Origin of the sequence: Alsobacter metallidurans, assembly GCF_014636935.1 — a bacterium.
Classification (GTDB): Bacteria; Pseudomonadota; Alphaproteobacteria; order Rhizobiales; family Beijerinckiaceae; genus Alsobacter; species Alsobacter metallidurans.
The window spans coordinates 897,287-914,465 of record NZ_BMES01000002.1 but is presented as its reverse complement, the minus strand read 5'-3'; the positions used below and the strand labels follow the sequence as shown (position 1 = coordinate 914,465).

Sequence of the window (17,179 nt, the reverse complement as noted above, 5' to 3'; positions counted from 1 at the left end):
CATGCGCGGAACCTTGTTCAGGTTGTTTCCCCAGGCCACGGACAGCTATCCGGAGCCCGAACTGATCGAGGTGTCGCGGCCGGCAGGCACGGTCGGGCCCGGACCATCCGATGACCGCCTGATCGTCGTGGATGCGGTCGACAAGGTCCCATACGACCCGCCGCTGACGCTGCCGCCGTTTCGCGGCGCCGTGCGGCCGCCGGCCTGGCCCGACCAGAACGGCGACTTCGCCTGGATTCCGATCGACACCGAGCAGTTCCTGCAGGCCCACCTTTATGGTTGCGTGCGGCTGTCGGTCGACGTCTGGGAGAAATATCTCGGCCGCACCGTGCGGTGGATGGACCTGATCGGCCGCGAGCGGCTCGAGCTTGTGCCGCTGGTCGAATGGGCGAACGCCCAGTCGGGTCCTGGCTTTATGGAGATGGGCTGTCAGGTCAACAATGAAGGCGAGATGCGCCTGTTTTGCCTGAACGCCGACGTGATCGCGCACGAAACGGGCCACACGGTGCTGTTCGCCGAACTCGGCACGCCCGCGCAGGATCGCCTCACGGGTGAGTTCCTGGCCTTCCACGAGTCGCTGTCGGACATGACGGCGCTGCTCACGGCGCTGCACTTCGAGACCGTGCTCGACCGCGTGTTGACGCAGACAAACGGCAACATGTACGTGGCCAACGACAGCAACAAGATCGGCGAGCTGTCCAGCACGCAGCAGATCCGCGTCGCCGACAACACCACCCGGATGAGCGACCTCGCCGGCCTGCGGCTCGCCGCGAGCGGGGACTGGATCGACCCGTCCGGCCAGGGCCGGAACGCGCATGCGCTGGCGCAGCCGCTCACGGGCGCGCTGTTCGATTTCCTGGTGGATCTCTACCAGGACAACCTCGTGACGCGCGGCGTCATTGCGCCGGACGACGACGCCCGCGGCTGGGATCGCGACGAGGTTGATGCCGCGATGGCGACGCTCGCGGCGACGTTCGGCAATCGCTATGAAACCCTGCGAGGCGACTTCCGCGAGGCGCTTGTGGATGCGCGCGACACAGTCGGTTTTGTGCTGGGCGCCATGGTGGACCGGGTCGACATCGACGACCTGTCCTTTGGCGAGGTCGCGGGCGTGTTGCTCGAAGTGACGTCTGAGTTGGTCGGCCTCTACGCGGCCGACATGCTCGCCGAAAACCTGCGCTGGCGCGAGATCGATCCGGTGGTTCCGGCCCGGGTCACGGCGGGCGTGATGCTGGCCACGGCGCGGCGGTTTCGGGCGGGCGTGCCGTATGCGCAGCAGATCGGCCAGTTCCGTGCATTGCGCCACGCGGCCTGCTGCCTGCCGGCGCGCCGGCACGAGGGTGCGGTGGCGTTCGGGCTGGGCAAGATCATCCGCGCCGAACATCGGCGGCCGGATTGAGTGTGAGGCGCCTCGTGTGAAGCGCTTCACATTGGAGACCATGCAACCATGCAACCTTGGGCGTGTCTGGCTTCCGGCGATTTGAGCGTTGATTGCAAACACGCCCGTCCGGCGAACGGCGGGACTACCCACCACCAGAGGAGGGGCGAATGGTAAATCTGAACGAGACCGTGCTGGCTGGCTCGGTTGTGCGCTTGTTCGGGCGCAAAATGACCGACTTGAAGCTCGACGGCCCGACCACGGAAAAGGACGCCGTGCTGGCGCGGATCTACGGGTTCAGCTTCGAGGGCCAGTACTACAAGCTCGCCGCGCCCTGCATCTTCAAGGTTCACGGCGCCGGGACGGCGGTTCCGGCCGGCCAGAGCCCGATCGACCTCGGCCTTTCGGGCGTGGAGCTGACCAGCGACGTGTTCGCCAAGGACGTGTCCATGTGGGCGGTGGACTCCAAGGACCGGTCAGTCCGCCTCGACGCCATGGCGGGGACATTCGAGGAGATCCTTCTCGCCCCCGAACTCGCCGACGGCGGCGACAGCCTTTCGGCCCGCGCCCAGATGACAGGCCGCGCCCAGCTTACCGGCCGGGCCCAGATGACGGGCCGCGCGCAAATGACCGGACGGGCGCAACTGACCGGCCGGGCGCAGATGACAGGGCGTGCGGAGTAGGGAGGCGGCGGCAACCTCGGTTTTCAAAAAAGGCGCAGCCCTTCTCCCGGGGGGAGAAGGGGAGCGCGACGGCGCCGTCGCCGACTCTCGCGACTGCCGACGGCACCCTCCCGTCATTGCGAGCCGCAGGCGAAGCAATCCAGACGCCGGGCGAAAGGATCGTGAGAGGAATCCGTGCGCTGACCCGGCGTCACCCCGCCCCCGGCGGGCTTCGCCCGTTGACCCTCCCCCTCGAGGGGAGGGTGGGCTGTTGCGCGTCACGCCCATCATCAGCTGGATTGCTTCGCTGTCGCTCGCAATGACCGGGAGGATTGGAAACACTTGCGCGAACGACAGGGGGCGGCCCTTAGCCCCCGGGAGAAGGTGGCGGCGAAGCCGACGGATGAGGGTCTGACTCTCAGCGTCAATCGCCGCCGATTGTCTTGGTCGTCCCGCTAGTCCCTCATCCGGCCCTTCGGGCCACCTTCTCCCGGGGGGAGAAGGCCTTCGCGTCGCGCCGCCTCCCCAGCGGGCGCTTGCCTCACCCGATCAGCTGATCGAGCGTGATGGGAAAGTTGCGGACCCGGACGCCGGTGGCGTGCCAGACCGCGTTGGCGACCGCGCCGGCTGAGCCGGTGATGCCGATTTCGCCGACGCCCTTCACGCCGAGGTCGTTCACGTGGGGATCGTGCTCGTCGACCGTGATGGCTTCCAGCGCCGGGACGTCGGCGTTCACCGGGATGTGGTACTCGCCGAGGTTCGGGTTCATCACCCTGCCGGTGCGGTGGTCAACCGCGGCGTGCTCGTGCAGGGCGAAGGAGACGCCCCAGATCATGCCGCCGAAGAGCTGGCTCCGCACCAGCTTGGGGTTGATGATCCGGCCCGCCGCGAAGGCGCCGACCAGGCGGGTGGCGCGGATCTGGCCGAAGTCTGGATCGACCTTCACCTCGGCGAAGACCGCGCCGTGGGCGTGCATCGCGTAGGCGCCGGCGGCAGCCGGGTCGGTCGCGGCCGCACCGCTCTCCTCGATCTGGTCGAGGCCGGCCCGGTCGAGGATGGCCGCAAAGGTTTCGCTGCGGCTCTCGTCGTCGCGGCGGTGGAGGCGGCCTTCGCGGGCGATCACGCCGGCATTGCCGGCGCCGTAGAGCGGCGAATCCGGGTTCTCGGTGGCGAGCGCCGCCAGCTTGGCGATCACAGCCGCGCCGGCGCGATGAATCGCGGTGCCGGCCGTGGCCGTGTGGGCGGAGCCGCCCGCGATGCCGGCGTCCGGCAGGTCGGAGCGTCCCGCGCGATACTCGATCTGCTCGATGTCGAGCCCGAGGCTGTCGGCCGCCACCTGGGCGAAGGCCGTCCAGGCGCCCTGGCCCATGTCGTGCGTGCCGCTTTCCACCACGCCCGTGCCGTCGCGCTTGATGATTGCCTTGGCGTTGGCCTGGAACATCAGCGCCGGAAAGGTGGCGGTGCCCATGCCGTAGCCGACCAGGAGACCGTCGGCGTCGCGCATCTGGCGCGGCGCAAGCGAGCGCTTCGACCAGCCGAAGCGCTCGGCGCCCTGGCGGTAGCATTCGCGCAGCGCCTTGGACGAGAAGGGCTTGCCTGACAGGGGCTCGATCTCGGCATAGTTTTTCAGCCGGAATTCGAGCGGATCCATACCGCAGGCCTCGGCCATCTCGTCAATGGCGCTTTCCAGCGCGATCGAGCCGGTGGCCTCGCCGGGAGCGCGCATGAACAGCGGCGTGCCGCTGTCGACGCGCACGGCCTCGTGCGAGGTGCGGATCGCCGGGCTGGCGTAGAGCGTATGGGCGATATCGGAGGCGGGCTCGAAGAAGTCGTCGAAGGTGCTGGAGGCCGTGAGCGTGTGGTGGTGCAGCGCCTGGAGCGCGCCGTCGCCGTCGGTCGCGAGGCGCAGCGTCTGGCGCGTCGGGGCGCGGTGGCCGACGGGGCCGTACATGTGCTCGCGCCGCAGCACGAGCTTCACGGGGCGGCCGGTGAGCTTGGCGGCGAGCACGCCGAGGATCTGCGGGCCCGCGATGAAGCCCTTGGAGCCGAAGCCGCCACCCAGGAAGGGCGAGCGGACGAGGATGTTCTTCGGGTCCATGCCGAAGAGGCCGGCGAGGCGGCCCTGCGCCATGGCGAGGCCCTGGCTGGGGGTGTCGACCGTGAGGCGGTCGCCCTCGAAATGGGCCACGATGGCGTGCGGCTCCATGGCGTTGTGGTATTGCGCCGGGGTTTCGTAGGTGGCCTCGACGCGCTTGGCCGCGCCCGCGAGGCCGGCTTCGACGTCGCCGTGGCTGGCTTCGGCCGGGTTGCCGACCCCGACGGTGTTGGGAGAAAATCGGCCTTCGGTGTCGAGGCCGGCGCGGGCCGGCTCGGTCTCGTAGCGGGGGGCCAGGAGGGCCGCGCCCTCGGTTGCGGCTTCCAGCGTGTCGGCGATCACCACCGCGATGGGCTGGTTGGGATAGCGCACGCGGTCGTTCTGGAGGAGGTCGAGCCGGAACATGAAGGGGTTGGTCTTGGCGTCCGGATCCTCGGCCAGCGCCGGGCGGTTCTCGGGCGTCATGACGTCGACCACGCCGGGATGCGCCTTGGCGGCCGCGACATCGAGATGCGTGACGCGGCCGCGCGCGATCGTGCTGACGGCCAAAACGGCGTGGAGCAGGCCCTCGACCTTGCTGTCGGCCGCGTAGGGGGCCGCGCCCGTGACCTTCAGCACGCCGTCGCGCCGCGTGAGGGGCTGGCCCATGTTGGAGCCGTGGCGGACATGGGCGGGCGCCTGGTTGAGCTTGAGTTCAGGCATGGTGGGCGCCTCCGGTCTGATGCGCAAAGGGGGAAGCCGGCAGGGCGGGAATGCGGTTGGGGGTCCCGGCGGCGGCCAGCGTGAGGGCCCGGGCGACGATGCGGCGCGCGAGCTCGATCTTGAAGGCGTTGGCGGGGGCGGAGGGCCGCGCGTCGGCCAGCGCGGCGTCGGCGGCGCGGCGGAACAGGGCCGCGTCGGGCTTCTGGCCGGCCAGCAGGGCCTCGGCCTCGCGAGCGCGCCACGGCTTCAGGGCGACGCCGCCGAGCGCGATGCGGGCCTCCGCGACCCTGTCGCCCTCCATGCGCAGCGCAGCGGCGGCGGACGCCACCGCGAACGCGTAGGAGGTGCGCTCGCGAACCTTGAGGTAGCGAGAATGCGCCGCGAACTCAGCCGCTTGCGGCGGGAGCCTCACGGCCAGAATCAGCTCGCCGGGCTGGAGAACCGTCTCGCGCTCGGGCGCGTCGCCGGGCAGGAGGTGAAAGGCTTCCAGCGGGATCTCGCGCGGGCCGGCGGGGCCGTGCGTCTCCACCACGGCGTCCAGCGCGGCGAGCGGGACGCAGAAGTCGGAAGGGTGAGTGGCGATGCAGCGCTCGCTCCAGCCGAGCACCGCGTGGAGGCGGTTGTCGCCGTGGAGCGCGTCGCAGCCGGAGCCGGGCTGGCGTTTGTTGCAGGCGCTGGCCGTGTCGTAGAAATAGGTGCAGCGGGTGCGCTGCAGCAGGTTGCCGCCGGCCGTGGCGGCGTTGCGCAGCTGCGGCGACGCGCCCGACAGCAGCGCCTCGGCGACGGCCGGGTAGCGGCGGGCGAAGCCGGCGTCATGCGCCAGCCTGGCGTTGCGCACCAGCGCGCCGATGCGGGTTGAGCCGTCCGGCAGGGTTTCCACCGTGTCCAGGCCGGGCAGGCGGGTGATGTCCACCAGCGTGTCGGGGCGCGCGATGCCGCCCTTCATGAGGTCGAGCAGGTTGGTGCCGGCCGCGAGATAGGCCGCGCCTGGCTGGGCGGCGGCCGCAACTGCGTCGGCGGCGGTGGCGGGGCGGAGATATTCGAACCGGTTCATGCCGCCTGCTCCGCCTTGCGGTTGAGGGTGTGATGGGCCTCGAGCACGGCCTCGGTGATGCCCGCATAGGCGCCGCAGCGGCACAGGTTGCCGCTCATCCCTTCGCGGACGCGCTCGGGATCGTCGCCGGCCTGGCCCTCCCGGATGAGCCCGATGGCGCTCATGATCTGGCCGGGCGTGCAAAAGCCGCACTGGAAGCCGTCATGCTGGATGAAGGCGGCCTGCACCGGATGCAGCGCGTCGCCATGCGCGACGCCCTCGATGGTGAGGATGTCGGCGCCGTCATGGCTGATCGCGAGGGCGAGGCAGGAATTGATGCGCTGGCCGTCGACCAGGATCGTGCAGGCGCCGCACTGGCCGCGGTCGCAGCCCTTCTTGGTTCCGGTGAGGTCGAGGCGCTCGCGCAGCAGGTCCAGCAGCGTGACGCGCGGGTCGTCGAGATCGAAGCGGCGCTGGACGCCGTTCACGGTGAGCGTGAGGGGGCTGCTCATGCGGGGGGTGCTCCGGTGTGTGCAAGAACAGGGTCGGCCGGCGCGCGCCGCGATCCCTTGTTGCAAGCACATGGAGCACGACGCTGCGCAGTCCAGCCCTCGCGTGTAAGTCACGTCGAGCCGAGCGTGGCCCGGCGGCATCCCCCTTCCGCCCTGCGTCGGGCGTTCGGGGGACGCGCGTTTATTCGGGTCGGTTCAGCGGCGGTGGGCGTGCCGGCGATGGTAGTGGTGGCGGTGCGTGCGGTAGGTGCGCACGCGGGTGTCCTGCGGGATGCCGGCCACACCCTTGACGCCGCCGACGACACCGCCCGCCACGCCGCCGACCACGCCGCCGACGGCTCCGCCCACGGGGCCGGCCGCCCGGTTGCCCACGATGGCGCCGTCCTGCGCGCCGCGTACGACGCCCTGGGCCTGCGCGGTGGATGCAAGACCCGCAAAGGCCAGCGCGGCGCCTGCGATTACGCCAATCAGCTTCATCGTCATGTGTGTTCTCCCATTGATGCGGGGGAAACAGACGCCGGGCGCGAGGGGTTCCTTTGTGGCGCGCCCGACTTCCAGGCGAGGTCGCGAGGTGGCGAGGAGTGACTTCGATCGGTTTCGCTGATCGCTGGCGTCACGCAATTCGATTGTTCAGCGCGCTTCGGCGCGTGCATGGTGCGGCCGAGTTCGGAGGCCCCGATGCCGCGCGCGCTGCCGCTGTCCCATGTCCTGCTCGCGCTCGCCGTCGTGGCGGTGTGGGGCACCAATTTCGTCGTGATCCGGATCGGGCTGTCGCATCTGCCGCCGCTCACCTTCGCGGCTTTGCGATTCGTGTTCGCGGCGTTTCCGGCGCTCCTGTTCATCCGGCGGCCGGCCGTGCCATGGAGCCATCTGGTCGCCTATGGGCTGCTGATCGGGGCGGGCCAGTTCGGGCTGCTGTTCATCGCCATCAACGGCTTCATCTCGCCGGGCCTGGCCTCGCTGGTCGTGCAGGCGCAGGTGTTCTTCACCATCGGGCTCTCGATGGCGTTCACGGGCGAGCGGGTGCGGGCGTTCCAGATCGCCGCGCTGCTTCTGTCCTGCGTCGGCATTGGGGTGATCGCCGCCAATGTGGACGCGACCACGACGCCGCTGGGGCTCGGCCTCATCCTGCTCGCGGCGGCGTGCTGGGCGGCCGGCAACATGGTCGCGAAGGCCGGCGGCCGCGTGAACATGGTGGCCTATGTGGTGTGGTCCAGCCTGTTCTCGGTTCCGCCGCTGATCGTGCTGTCGCTGATGTTCGAGGGCTGGCCCGCCATCGCGACCGGGCTGCGCGACGCCGGCGCGACCACTTGGGCGGCGGTGCTGTGGCAGTCGGTCGGCAACAGCCTGTTCGGCTACGCGGCCTGGGCGTGGCTGCTGTCGCGCAACCCCGCGGCCTCCATCACTCCGATGGCGCTGCTCGTCCCGGTGTTTGGCATGGGGGCGTCCTGGCTCTGGCTTGGTGAACCGATGCCCGGCTGGAAGCTCGTAGCGGCCGGCCTCGTGCTCGGCGGCCTCGCGATCGGGCTGTTCTGGCCGCGTGTCGCGGCCTGGCGCGAAGGCGCTGCGCGGCTGCCATCTTCGGCGGCTTGAAAAAGCCCGCGCTGACGAATGTTGGCGCTGGCTCAGGCGCCGGCGCCTGAGCCAGGGAAGCGCGCGCTACGCCTGGCGTTCGCTGGACTGCTTCGCTGCGCTCGCAATGACGGTAAAGGGGCTGACGCATAACACCAGCGCGGATGTCTGGCTCACGCCGCCGTCAAGCCTTGAACCTTGTGGCGGCGAATGAGTTCTTGCACGAGGCCGGTGCGGCGGGCGTCGGCGACGAAATCGACCAAATAGGCGAGAGCGCCTTCCTTGGCGCGCGGGACGCCGATGGCTTGCTGCACGGTCATGAAGCGACCATCGAGGATGCGGCTGCCCGGCACGGCCTTCTGGTCGTCGATGAGGCGGGCGCGGAGGCCCGCGAGGGCGTCGAGGTCGTGGGTGCGGAAAGCTGCCAGGGCGTCGTCCATGGTGGCGACGCGGTGGATTTCAGCCGCTTTGAGGTTGCGGTCGAGCCAGAGGCCGAAGGCGGTGCGGTCGGCCGCCGCGATGCGCCGACCGGGGGCGTCCACGTCCGCAACCGTCTGGGCGGTCGATTTCTCCGGCACCAGGTAGGTGGCCTCGATCTCCGCATAAGCGGGCGTGAAGGCGATGACTTCGGCGCGCTGCGGCTCGGCCCCGATCAGGGCGACGTCCCACTCGTCCTTCCCGGCTGCGTCCGCCACTTGGGCGGGGTTAGGGTAGGGCACGTAGTGGAGCCGAAGGCCGAGGCTGTCGGCCAGGGCGCGCGCCATGTCGGGCGACACGCCGGCGGGGCCGCCATCCGGCGTGCGGCGCGAGACCAGCAGGAAATTCGACAGGTTGATGCCGGCGCGCAGCACGCCCGTGGGGGCGAGCAGGGCCGCGATGCGGGCGCGTTCGGCTGCGGGGAGAGGGGATGTCATGCGCGTTCCTGCAGGTTAGGACGAAGCGACGGACCGGTCAGGCATTCGCGGCCGTGAGCGGCTCTCCTTGGGGAGCGGAGCTCAGCACCACCTGCGAGCGGCTGTCGGCGAAGCGGAGGCCGTTTTCGCGCAGGGCCGCCTCGATGCGACGGTAGGCGGCGGCGCGGACCTCGAACTGCTTGCCGGGCGGGGTCTGGACCTTGCAGCGAAACACCTTCACGCCCGGCTCGATGCGGTAGATCTTGGTTTTCAGCGGCTCGACGATGAGGTGGCCGATCTCCGGGTCCTCAAGCATCTGCTGGCCGATCTTCTTGACCAGCTTGCGGACAAACTCGCTGTCGACCTCGATGGGAAGCGGGAGCTCGAACTTGTCGATCACCCAATCGCGTGAATTGTTGCGGACGGAGCCAAGCGAGCCGTAGGGCACGAAATGCAGCGGGCCGTTCTGGTGGCGCAGCGCCACGGTGCGCAGGGTGATGCGCTCCACAGTGCCCTTGGCGGAGCCGCCCTCGATGTAGTCGCCGATGCGAAACACGTCCTCGGCGAGGTAGAAGACGCCCGAGAGCACGTCGCGCACCAGCGTCTGCGCGCCGAAGCCGACCGCGATGCCAAGCACGCCGGCGCCGGCCAGCAGGGGCGTGATCGCGATGCCGAAGATCGACAGGAGCGACACCGCGAGAAGGCCGACCAGGGTCGCTCCGAAGGCCTTGCGGGCCATCGGCACCAGCGTGAGCAGGCGCGCGTTGGCGCCCGTCTCGGGATCGCCGTGCGGCGTGGCGGCGACGCGCTCCAGCAACGCGTCGGTCCAGGTTTTTACAGCCGTCCAGGCGAGATCGGCGAGCAGCACCAGCACAACCGCGCCGAGCGTGCGCGACACGAAGCGCTCCAGCGGGCTTTGCACGTCCATGGGCGACAGAATGGCGAGACCCCACACGGCGATGCAGGCGCCGAGCCCGGCGAGCGCCACCACGAAACGGGCGGCCCGAATGCTGACGTCGCGGCTCAGCGCCGCCATGAGTGCGCGGCGTCGGGGGCGCAGAACCGGCGCGGCCGGGACGGAGGCGGCCGGCTCCGTGCTCGGTGTAGCGGCATCGGCCGCTTGGGCCAAAGCGGCGGCCTCCGCGGACGCCTTGCTGGCTTCGGCAAGGTCCCAGGCGGCGCGGACGATGCGGCGGGCGACGCCCTCCAGCAACAGGGTGGCGCTGACGATCACGACCGTGAGCGCCCAGCGGGGCTCGCCCGCGAGCCAGACCAGAAGCACCACGGCGGCCCACAGGCCAGCCACGAGCGGGCGCGGCAGCAGCCGCCGTTGCGGCGGGCGGCGCTTCTCGAGAACCGCCACGACGACCACCAGCGACACCCCGGCGACCAGCGCGGTGAGAACCGCAAACGCGCCGGCGAGATGGGGGGCGTGGGGTTCGAACGCTTCCGCGGCGACGAGGCCGGCGGCGAGAACGCCCGCCAGGGGCGGCAGGGCGAGCGACCAGGCGCGAGCATCCGGAGCGCCGAGCGAAACGAGGCGCAGGCGGCGGTTGCCAGGCGCCAGCAGCGCGCCGGCCAGCGCGGCCGTGAGGCGCGCCGCGAGCGTCACCATGGCGACGCCGACGATGACGTCCGGCACGCCGGGCGGCCAGGCGAAGATCGCCGCCACGGCGAGCATCGAGACGACCGAGAGCGTGAGGGCGGCGGCGTCCGTGGCGATGCGGCGGCCGGCGATGCGCCAGGCGTCCGTCCGGCGGCGCGGATCCTCGGCGAGAAGCCAGCGATAGGCCGGGCCCGCATAGGTCCAGAACAGCCATTCGAGGCCGGCCGCGACGATGAACACGATCAGCAGGTACGCAAAGGCGCGCACGCCGTCGCCGGACTGCAGCGACGCGTTGATCCCGGCGAGGAGCCCGGCCGCTTCGCCGGGCGCGAGGGCGAAATCGCGCAAGGCGGCCGCGACGCCGTTCTGGGCGCGCTCCAGGATGCTGGTCGCCATCATCATGCCGCCGCCTCCGTAGCCGGAGCCGGGGCGGCCTCCATGGCCGGGGCCGGGGCGACGTCGGGATCCTTCAGGCGGCGGGCCAAGGCGGCGTCCGCGTCGGGGGCGAGAAGGCGCTCCACCGCGACGCCGTCGTCGTAGACGCGGGCGCGGCAGGCGAGGCGCACCGAATCCGCCGCGCAGGCGGGGCCAAGCGTGCGGCGCTCCACATCCTGCATGGGCGTGAGAGCCTGGGCGCCGCTGAGCACCCGCACCCGGCAGGTGCCGCAGCGACCGCGGCCGGAGCACACGCTGGCGTGCGGCACGCCGGAGCGGCGGCTGATCTCCAGGATCGACAGGCCGCGCAGGCCGACGCCCTCCAGCCCGCCGTCGTAGCGGATGTGGACGGGCGAGCGGCGACGCATGAGGAGCCCGACCGCGAGCGCGGCGACAACCAGCACCACGACCGACCAGTAGGTGAGCGAGACCGTGCCGGCGATGGCGCGCAGCGAGGGCTGGGCGGATTGCAGCCGCGCCCAGTGCGCCTCCACGTCGGCCGCAAAGGCGGGGTCGTCCCGCAAGGCGGCGAGCACCTGCTTGCCGGCCTCCACGAAGCCGAGCAGCGCCAGGATGGGGGTGGCGAACAGCAGCGGGGTGACGAGGCGCCCGGCGCGCTCGCCCCAGCGCTGCACGCTGATCCAGCCATGCAGGCCAATGCTGGCGTGGCTCCACACCACCAGCACCACGACGAGCTGCTGGATCGCGTAAACGGGCGCGAAGTGCCAGTAGAAGGTGAGGAGGCGGGCGAAATCCACCTCCAGATCGGGCGCATACGCATTGGCGACGCGCACGGTGAGGATGTGGGGCGTGAGCAGCGGCAACACGGCGAGGCCGAGCACGAGCTGCACGGCGTCGCCGCGGCGCATCGCGAGCGTGCGCTTGGTCGCGATCGTGGCGAGGCCGAGCGCGAGATGCGCGACGGCGGAGCCGGCCAGCAGGGCGGTGCCGACGCCCGTCATCCAGGGCGCCATCAGCATGCCGGCCGCGGCGTTGATGGCGTCGAGCGACATCAGCCCGGCCGCGAGCGTGGCGAGGTGCGTGAACACGAAGGCCATCAGCAAGAGGCCGCTCGCCAGCCTCACTACCCGGATCGCCATCGTGGCAGACATCGTCGTTCCCCGAACCTCCCGGGACATTGCCTGCGCGGGGCGCGGAAAGCGAGCCCCGGCGGCTTGAACTTCGCGCGAGCGGCTTATTCCGGGTGCTTGTGGATGGGGTCGACCCAGTAGACCGTCTCCGGCTTCTCGACGGGCTCCACGTCCGTGATGTTGACCACCACGGCCTCGTTGTCGGAGCGCACCAGCACGCATTGCAGCGGCTGGTCGGGGTCGGCGTTGATCTCCTGGTGCGGCACGTAGGGGGGCACGAAGATGAAGTCGCCGGGCCCGGCCTCGGCGACGAATTCCAGCTTGTCGCCCCAGCGCATGCGGGCCTTGCCGCTGACCACGTAGATCACACTCTCGAGCGCGCCGTGGTGGTGCACGCCCGTCTTGGCGTTGGGCTCGATCGCGACCGTGCCGGCCCAGATCTTCTGCGCGCCGACGCGGGCGTGGTTGATGGCGGCCTGCCGGAACATGCCGGGCGTCTGGGCCGTGTTGGGGTCGAGCTGGTCGCCCTTGATCACGCGCACGCCGTTGTGCTTCCAGCGCGGGGCGTGGTCGTGCGGGTGGTCGTGATCGTGGTCGTGATCGTGGGGGTGATCGTGCGAAGCCATGGGGCGTCTCCCGTTTGGAAGACGAGTACCGCGGCCATCCACCTCTCCGCAATCACCGAGGCGCAATGTGGTCTCGCACTCTCCGTCATGGCCGGGCTTGTCCCGGCCATCCACGCGGGAGCCCAGCGCGTGGATCCCCGGGACAAGCCCGGGGATGACGATTGAGTGTGACGTCGGAAAGGCTCCGAGCGCGCGTCGTCCTACCTTACATGGCCGGCATGACGGCGAGGTCGCGCACCTGCATCGTGCCGACGCCCTCGATCTTGCCGTGGGCGGTCGCCTTGCCGGTGGAAAGGTCGACCCGGTAGAGCGTGTCGGCGGCCATCAGCCAGCCTTCGCTCTTGCCGGCCGAGTCGGTGACGATGTCGAAGGCCGCCATGTCGGCCTTGACGCCGAGCTTGCCGACGGCGCCGAGCACGCCGTCGTTCGGCGGGGCTTGCTTCACGAGCGCGCCGATCGTGCCGTCGATGTCGTAGAGGGTGGTTTCCTTGGCGCCCTTCATGGAGTTGGTGTAGGCGCCAGCCACGATCTTGGGCGTCTCGCCCTTGTGCATGTCGGCCTCGGCGAACTTCAGGTCGCCGTCCTTGGTGACCTTGCCGTCGTCGACGTTGATGCGCAGGTTGGCGCCGTTGGAGCCGATCACGCGCAGGCGGTCGGCGACCGGGTTGAAGTCCACGGTCATCATCACGTTGGCGGGCAGCGGCATGTCGAGCTTGGACTTTGCGGTCGGCTTGCCGGTCTTGGCGTCGATGGTCCAGATCTGGCCGTCCGAGGCGAGGCCGTACAGCATGCCGTCGGCGGGGCGCACGTCGATGCCGAGCAGGTTGGCGCCGTCGACCTTCACGGTTCCGGTGACCTTCTTGGCGGCGACGTCCACCATCGCGAGGGTGTTCTCGCCGATCAGCGCGACGGCGACCTGGGCGTTGGCGGCGCCCGTGAAAGCGGCGGTGGCGAGCAGCGCGGCGAACAGCGTCTTGGTTGTCATCGTGTTTCTCCCGTTGTCCCGGCCTGTCGACCGGCTGACGGAGCGGGTACACGCCGACCTCGGCGGCGGATGCAGAGGCGCTGAAGTTTTTTCTCCTTTGCATCCATGGGCGGTTTCGGAGCGTATTAGAGGGACAGGATCACCCGGAGCCCTCCGCCGCGATGTCCATGCCCGCCGAACATACGCTGGACGCGCCGGTCGACCTCGCGGCCGAGCTCGCCCGCTGCGCCGCGGGCGAGCGGGACGCGCTGCGGCGCATCTATGACGCCGAGGGCGCGCGCATGATCGGGGTGGCGCTGCGCATCGTCGGGCGGCGGGCCGTGGCCGAGGAGGTGGTGCACGACGCCTTCTTGCAGATTTGGCAGAAGGCCGCCGGCTTCGCGCCTGAGCGCGGCCATGCGCGGTCCTGGCTTTACGCGATCGTGCGGCACCGGGCGCTGAACGTGCTGCGGGTGGAGACCCGCACCGACCTGGTCGAGGATTTCGAGCCCATGGGGCTCACCAGCGCCGAGGAGGACGCCGAGGCCATCGTGTCGCGGTTGTCGGAGGCCAGCGCGCTGCGCCGTTGCCTGGAGCGGCTGGACCCGACGCGCCGCTCGCTGATCGTGCTCGCCTATGTGCACGGATTGACGCACGGCGAGCTCGCCGGGCGCCTGCGGGTGCCGCTCGGCACCATGAAGTCCTGGATGCGACGTTCGCTGAGCTCGTTGCGGGAGTGCCTGCCATGAGCGATGCGACGACCCGGGACGAGCTGGCGGCCGAGCATGCGCTCGGCGTCCTGGAGGGCGAAGACGCAGCGCGGGCGGACGCCCTCATGGAGCAGGACCCTGCCTTCGCGGCGGCCGTGACGGAGTGGCGGGTGCGCCTGTCCGATCTCGACGCCATCGCAGACCGCGCCGCGCCAAGCGGCGACCTGTGGGGGCGGATCGAGTCAGGGCTTGCGGCTACGCCTGCCAAACCGGAGAGTTCGCCCGCTTCCGTCGAGGCCGCGACAGCCCACGTGTTGCCGTTCCGCTCCGCTGGCGCGGCGCGGCCGTCGATCTGGCAGAGCCTCCCGGCGTGGCGCGCCGCCACCGGCTTCGCGGCGGCGGCCGCGGTGGTGCTGGCTGTCGGCGCCGCTTATTTCGCCGACAAGGCGGCGCGCACGCCGACGCTGGTCGCGGTGCTGCTGGAGGAGGGCAGCGCCCAGCCGGCCGCCGTGGTCAACGCCTTCGCGGACGGGCGAACGGAGCTGGTTCCCTTGCGGGCGATCGCGGCTCCGCCCGGGCGGGCGCTCGAAATCTGGACGCTGTGGGACCGCGCGGTCGGGCCGAAATCGGTCGGCCTCATCGGCGAGGCGCGGGCGACGCGGCTCGACCTGTCGAAGCTGCCGAAGCCCGGGCCGAACCAGCTCTTCGAGATCACGGTGGAGCCCGCCAGCGGCTCGCCCACCGGCCGGCCCACCGGGCCGATCCTGATGAAGGGGCTGACGGCGACGGCGCTGTAGGGAGCGGGTGGCTGGGGCCGCCCTGCTGTCGCCCAACCCTCCGCTCGTCATTGCGAGCGCCAGCGAAGCAATCCAGCTGATGCTGGGCATATGCCCAGCGCCGGGCGGCTAACCCCAACCGCCTGGATTGCCTCGCTCCGCTCGGCAATGACGGCGAGGCGTTTGATCGTCGTGCGCATCCCTCTCCCGACTGCGGGAGAGGGAACGCACGCACGCTTCTCGTCATGGGCTCCCGCACCACCCCTCAGTGCGGCATGGCTCCTGCGGCGTCCTGCCAGAAGCGGTTGGCGCGGCGGGCGCCGTTTTCGAGGCAGCGCTCCAGGGATTCGCTGCACCGGGTGACGGCGCGGCAGCTGTCGCCCAGCGTGGTGACGGCGGCGCGGAGCGTTGCGGCGAGGTCGGGGTCGAGGCGGCGGAGGTCTTCCAGTTCGGCAAGGTCCTCGCGGGCGCCGGCGTGGCTCTTGCGCAAGTTCGCGGCGGCCTGGTTCATCATCGCCGCGAAGGAGGCCATGCAGGCGGCCTGGGCGGCGATCTCGCGCGGGGAGGCGTTGCCGCGGCGCAGCTTCTCGAGCGCGGCGGTCATGATCTTCGATTGCGCGTCGAGCACGCCGACCATCCGACGAGCGTCTTCGGCGAATGTCTGGGCAAGCTCCACGCGTCTTTGCGCGCGTACGAGCCTGCTTTCGTCGTGAATCATCATGTGCCCTCTCCAGCAACGCCGAGTCTAGGCGGAGCCTGAACGTGAAGGTACCCGGTGAATCACGGATGAACAGGCGCGGCGCCTTGCCGAATTCTGCTGAACCCGGCGGACGCGCATCCCCCTTTGGGTGCAGGGACGGGCACGCTGCGGGAGGCCGGACGCGAAAAGGCGGCCGTCTCATGCGTGAGACGACCGCCTTTTGGTTAACCATCGGCGAGGCGCTTGCGCCCGCCGGTCAGGGCTTGGCGGCGGCGGGCAGGGGCTGCACCAGCGAGCCGGGGCCGAGCTTCTGCAGATTGCCGGTGATCACGCGATCACCCTTGGCGACGCCCTTTACGATCGAGACGAGCTCGCCGTCCGTCTGGCCGAGCACCACGGGGCGCAGTTGCACGCGGTTGTCATCGCCGACCACGAAGAGATGCTTGCCGAGCTGGCTCGATCCAACTGCCGCCTGCGGGGCCAGAAGCGCGTCGGGCTGCTCGCCGACCCGCAGCCTGATACGGACATACTGGCCTGGCAGCAGCGCGAAGTCGTCGTTCTGGATGGTCGCGCGGGCGGTGATCGCGCCCGTGGTGCGGTCGACGACGTTGTCCAGGAAGGTCAGCTTGCCGCGATGAGGGGGCCGGTCCTGCCCGGGCACCACCACGTCCGCCTGCACGTCGGCGCCGCCGGCCTGCGCCTTCTGGATGGCGACGAGGTCGGTCTCGCTCGGGGTGAACGTCACGTAGATCGGATCCAGCTGCACCAGCGTGTTCAGCGGGCCGCCGCCAGCGCTGATCAGCGTGCCGACAGGGGCCTGGTCGCGGCCGAGCCGGCCGTCGAATGGAGCGCGGATCGTGGCGCGCTCCAGGTTGAGCTCAGCGGTGCGGATGGCGGCCCGGTTCACCGCCAGCCCGGCCTCGGCCTGCCGCACGGAGCTGTTGCGCTGGTCGTAGTTGTCCTTGGCCAGGAAGCCGCGGCGGGCGAGCTCCTCGCCGCGGTCGAGGCTGGACTTCAGGTATTCGAGCGAGGCCGAGGCCTGCTGCATCTGCGCCTTGGCCTGGTCGAGCGCGGCTTCGTAGTCGCGCGGGTCGATGCGATAGAGCAGGTCGCCAGCCTTCACATCCGCGCCGTCATGGGCGCGCTGCTCCACGACGTAGCCGGAAACCTTCGCCTGCAAGGCGACCGTACGGAAAGCTTCCGTGCGGGCCGGGTAGTCGAGGTTGATCGGCAGCGTCCGGGTGACCAGCTCGGCCACCGGAGCCGGCATCGCGAAGGGGGGCGGCGCGGCCGCGGCTGGCGTGGTGGGCTGCGCCGGCGCCAGGCCGAGGCGTTCGCGTATCGGTGGCGTGTACCAGGCGAGGGCCGCCAGGGCGACGCCGACGCCGAGCGTGAGGGTGAGCTTGCGCATGGGGGATCTCCGG

16 protein-coding genes are annotated in these 17,179 nt (G+C 70.6%); 5 read left to right on the top strand and 11 right to left on the bottom strand.

What is annotated here, in order from left to right; translation table 11 throughout:
• Position 1: 1 nt before the first annotated feature.
• Together IEV99_RS14525 and IEV99_RS14520 are read left to right on the top strand one after the other, a co-directional pair.
• Positions 2-1,399 carry a gluzincin family metallopeptidase gene (locus IEV99_RS14525; RefSeq protein WP_188518471.1) on the top strand — a complete coding sequence of 466 codons (1,398 nt, stop codon included), beginning with the start codon at positions 2-4 and terminating at the stop codon, positions 1,397-1,399.
• A 149-nt stretch (positions 1,400-1,548) separates the two neighbouring features.
• Positions 1,549-2,061, top strand: a complete 513-nt coding sequence (locus IEV99_RS14520) for a hypothetical protein (protein WP_188518470.1) — start codon at positions 1,549-1,551, stop codon at positions 2,059-2,061.
• 520 nt (positions 2,062-2,581) lie between these two features.
• Here the strand turns inward: IEV99_RS14520 and IEV99_RS14515 are convergent.
• The 4 genes from IEV99_RS14515 to IEV99_RS14500 all read right to left on the bottom strand — a co-directional run bounded on the left by IEV99_RS14515 (position 2,582) and on the right by IEV99_RS14500 (position 6,865).
• The gene (locus IEV99_RS14515) at positions 2,582-4,837 is read right to left on the bottom strand and encodes a xanthine dehydrogenase family protein molybdopterin-binding subunit (protein WP_188518469.1); all 2,256 of its coding nucleotides are present in this window, start codon (positions 4,835-4,837) and stop codon (positions 2,582-2,584) included.
• Positions 4,830-5,891: an FAD binding domain-containing protein gene (locus IEV99_RS14510; protein ID WP_188518468.1), complete on the bottom strand. Its 1,062-nt coding sequence runs from the start codon at positions 5,889-5,891 to the stop codon at positions 4,830-4,832. The genes IEV99_RS14515 and IEV99_RS14510 overlap by 8 nt, the downstream gene beginning before the upstream one ends.
• Complete coding sequence (locus IEV99_RS14505) at positions 5,888-6,382, bottom strand: (2Fe-2S)-binding protein (RefSeq protein WP_188518467.1); 495 nt, start codon at positions 6,380-6,382, stop codon at positions 5,888-5,890. The genes IEV99_RS14510 and IEV99_RS14505 overlap by 4 nt, the downstream gene beginning before the upstream one ends.
• 195 nt (positions 6,383-6,577) lie before the next feature.
• Positions 6,578-6,865 (bottom strand): hypothetical protein, encoded by a 288-nt coding sequence (locus tag IEV99_RS14500; protein ID WP_308469376.1) that lies wholly within the window; start codon positions 6,863-6,865, stop codon positions 6,578-6,580.
• Positions 6,866-7,060: 195 nt separating this feature from the next.
• Between IEV99_RS14500 and IEV99_RS14495 the strand changes: the two genes are divergently transcribed.
• On the top strand, positions 7,061-7,975 hold the full coding sequence (locus tag IEV99_RS14495) for an EamA family transporter (RefSeq protein ID WP_188518466.1): 915 nt from the start codon (positions 7,061-7,063) through the stop codon (positions 7,973-7,975).
• A gap of 152 nt (positions 7,976-8,127) precedes the next feature.
• Here IEV99_RS14495 and IEV99_RS14490 read toward each other — a convergent pair whose 3' ends face one another.
• The 5 genes from IEV99_RS14490 to IEV99_RS14470 all read right to left on the bottom strand — a co-directional run bounded on the left by IEV99_RS14490 (position 8,128) and on the right by IEV99_RS14470 (position 13,590).
• Positions 8,128-8,868, bottom strand: a complete 741-nt coding sequence (locus IEV99_RS14490; protein ID WP_188518465.1) for a transporter substrate-binding domain-containing protein — start codon at positions 8,866-8,868, stop codon at positions 8,128-8,130.
• Positions 8,869-8,905: 37 nt separating this feature from the next.
• Positions 8,906-10,855, bottom strand: a complete 1,950-nt coding sequence (locus tag IEV99_RS14485) for a mechanosensitive ion channel family protein (RefSeq protein ID WP_188518464.1) — start codon at positions 10,853-10,855, stop codon at positions 8,906-8,908.
• Complete coding sequence (locus tag IEV99_RS14480) at positions 10,852-12,000, bottom strand: 2Fe-2S iron-sulfur cluster-binding protein (RefSeq protein ID WP_188518463.1); 1,149 nt, start codon at positions 11,998-12,000, stop codon at positions 10,852-10,854. Before IEV99_RS14480 ends, IEV99_RS14485 begins: the two co-directional genes overlap by 4 nt.
• Positions 12,001-12,083: 83 nt before the next feature.
• Positions 12,084-12,605 carry a cupin domain-containing protein gene (locus IEV99_RS14475; RefSeq protein WP_188518462.1) on the bottom strand — a complete coding sequence of 174 codons (522 nt, stop codon included), beginning with the start codon at positions 12,603-12,605 and terminating at the stop codon, positions 12,084-12,086.
• Positions 12,606-12,810: 205 nt separating this feature from the next.
• On the bottom strand, positions 12,811-13,590 hold the full coding sequence (locus IEV99_RS14470) for a DUF4394 domain-containing protein (RefSeq protein ID WP_188518461.1): 780 nt from the start codon (positions 13,588-13,590) through the stop codon (positions 12,811-12,813).
• 161 nt (positions 13,591-13,751) lie between these two features.
• On the opposite strand from IEV99_RS14470, the gene IEV99_RS14465 reads away from it, so the two are divergent.
• Both IEV99_RS14465 and IEV99_RS14460 read left to right on the top strand, forming a co-directional pair.
• Positions 13,752-14,318, top strand: a complete 567-nt coding sequence (locus tag IEV99_RS14465; RefSeq protein ID WP_308469375.1) for a sigma-70 family RNA polymerase sigma factor — start codon at positions 13,752-13,754, stop codon at positions 14,316-14,318.
• A complete protein-coding gene (locus tag IEV99_RS14460; RefSeq protein WP_188518460.1) occupies positions 14,315-15,076 on the top strand; it encodes an anti-sigma factor in 762 nt (253 codons plus the stop codon). The genes IEV99_RS14465 and IEV99_RS14460 overlap by 4 nt, the downstream gene beginning before the upstream one ends.
• 244 nt (positions 15,077-15,320) lie before the next feature.
• Here IEV99_RS14460 and IEV99_RS14455 read toward each other — a convergent pair whose 3' ends face one another.
• Together IEV99_RS14455 and IEV99_RS14450 are read right to left on the bottom strand one after the other, a co-directional pair.
• On the bottom strand, positions 15,321-15,692 hold the full coding sequence (locus IEV99_RS14455) for a hypothetical protein (protein WP_188518459.1): 372 nt from the start codon (positions 15,690-15,692) through the stop codon (positions 15,321-15,323).
• A gap of 319 nt (positions 15,693-16,011) precedes the next feature.
• Positions 16,012-17,166: an efflux RND transporter periplasmic adaptor subunit gene (locus IEV99_RS14450; protein WP_188518458.1), complete on the bottom strand. Its 1,155-nt coding sequence runs from the start codon at positions 17,164-17,166 to the stop codon at positions 16,012-16,014.
• Positions 17,167-17,179 lie beyond the last annotated feature (13 nt).

Coding starts and splice junctions, on each gene's coding strand:
- IEV99_RS14525 (WP_188518471.1), top strand. CDS start 2: ATGCGCGGAACCTTGTTCAGGTTGTTTCCCCAGGCCACGGACAGCTAT.
- IEV99_RS14520 (WP_188518470.1), top strand. CDS start 1,549: ATGGTAAATCTGAACGAGACCGTGCTGGCTGGCTCGGTTGTGCGCTTG.
- IEV99_RS14515 (WP_188518469.1), bottom strand. CDS start 4,837: ATGCCTGAACTCAAGCTCAACCAGGCGCCCGCCCATGTCCGCCACGGC.
- IEV99_RS14510 (WP_188518468.1), bottom strand. CDS start 5,891: ATGAACCGGTTCGAATATCTCCGCCCCGCCACCGCCGCCGACGCAGTT.
- IEV99_RS14505 (WP_188518467.1), bottom strand. CDS start 6,382: ATGAGCAGCCCCCTCACGCTCACCGTGAACGGCGTCCAGCGCCGCTTC.
- IEV99_RS14500 (WP_308469376.1), bottom strand. CDS start 6,865: ATGACGATGAAGCTGATTGGCGTAATCGCAGGCGCCGCGCTGGCCTTT.
- IEV99_RS14495 (WP_188518466.1), top strand. CDS start 7,061: ATGCCGCGCGCGCTGCCGCTGTCCCATGTCCTGCTCGCGCTCGCCGTC.
- IEV99_RS14490 (WP_188518465.1), bottom strand. CDS start 8,868: ATGACATCCCCTCTCCCCGCAGCCGAACGCGCCCGCATCGCGGCCCTG.
- IEV99_RS14485 (WP_188518464.1), bottom strand. CDS start 10,855: ATGATGATGGCGACCAGCATCCTGGAGCGCGCCCAGAACGGCGTCGCG.
- IEV99_RS14480 (WP_188518463.1), bottom strand. CDS start 12,000: ATGTCTGCCACGATGGCGATCCGGGTAGTGAGGCTGGCGAGCGGCCTC.
- IEV99_RS14475 (WP_188518462.1), bottom strand. CDS start 12,605: ATGGCTTCGCACGATCACCCCCACGATCACGACCACGATCACGACCAC.
- IEV99_RS14470 (WP_188518461.1), bottom strand. CDS start 13,590: ATGACAACCAAGACGCTGTTCGCCGCGCTGCTCGCCACCGCCGCTTTC.
- IEV99_RS14465 (WP_308469375.1), top strand. CDS start 13,752: ATGTCCATGCCCGCCGAACATACGCTGGACGCGCCGGTCGACCTCGCG.
- IEV99_RS14460 (WP_188518460.1), top strand. CDS start 14,315: ATGAGCGATGCGACGACCCGGGACGAGCTGGCGGCCGAGCATGCGCTC.
- IEV99_RS14455 (WP_188518459.1), bottom strand. CDS start 15,692: ATGGTCGGCGTGCTCGACGCGCAATCGAAGATCATGACCGCCGCGCTC.
- IEV99_RS14450 (WP_188518458.1), bottom strand. CDS start 17,166: ATGCGCAAGCTCACCCTCACGCTCGGCGTCGGCGTCGCCCTGGCGGCC.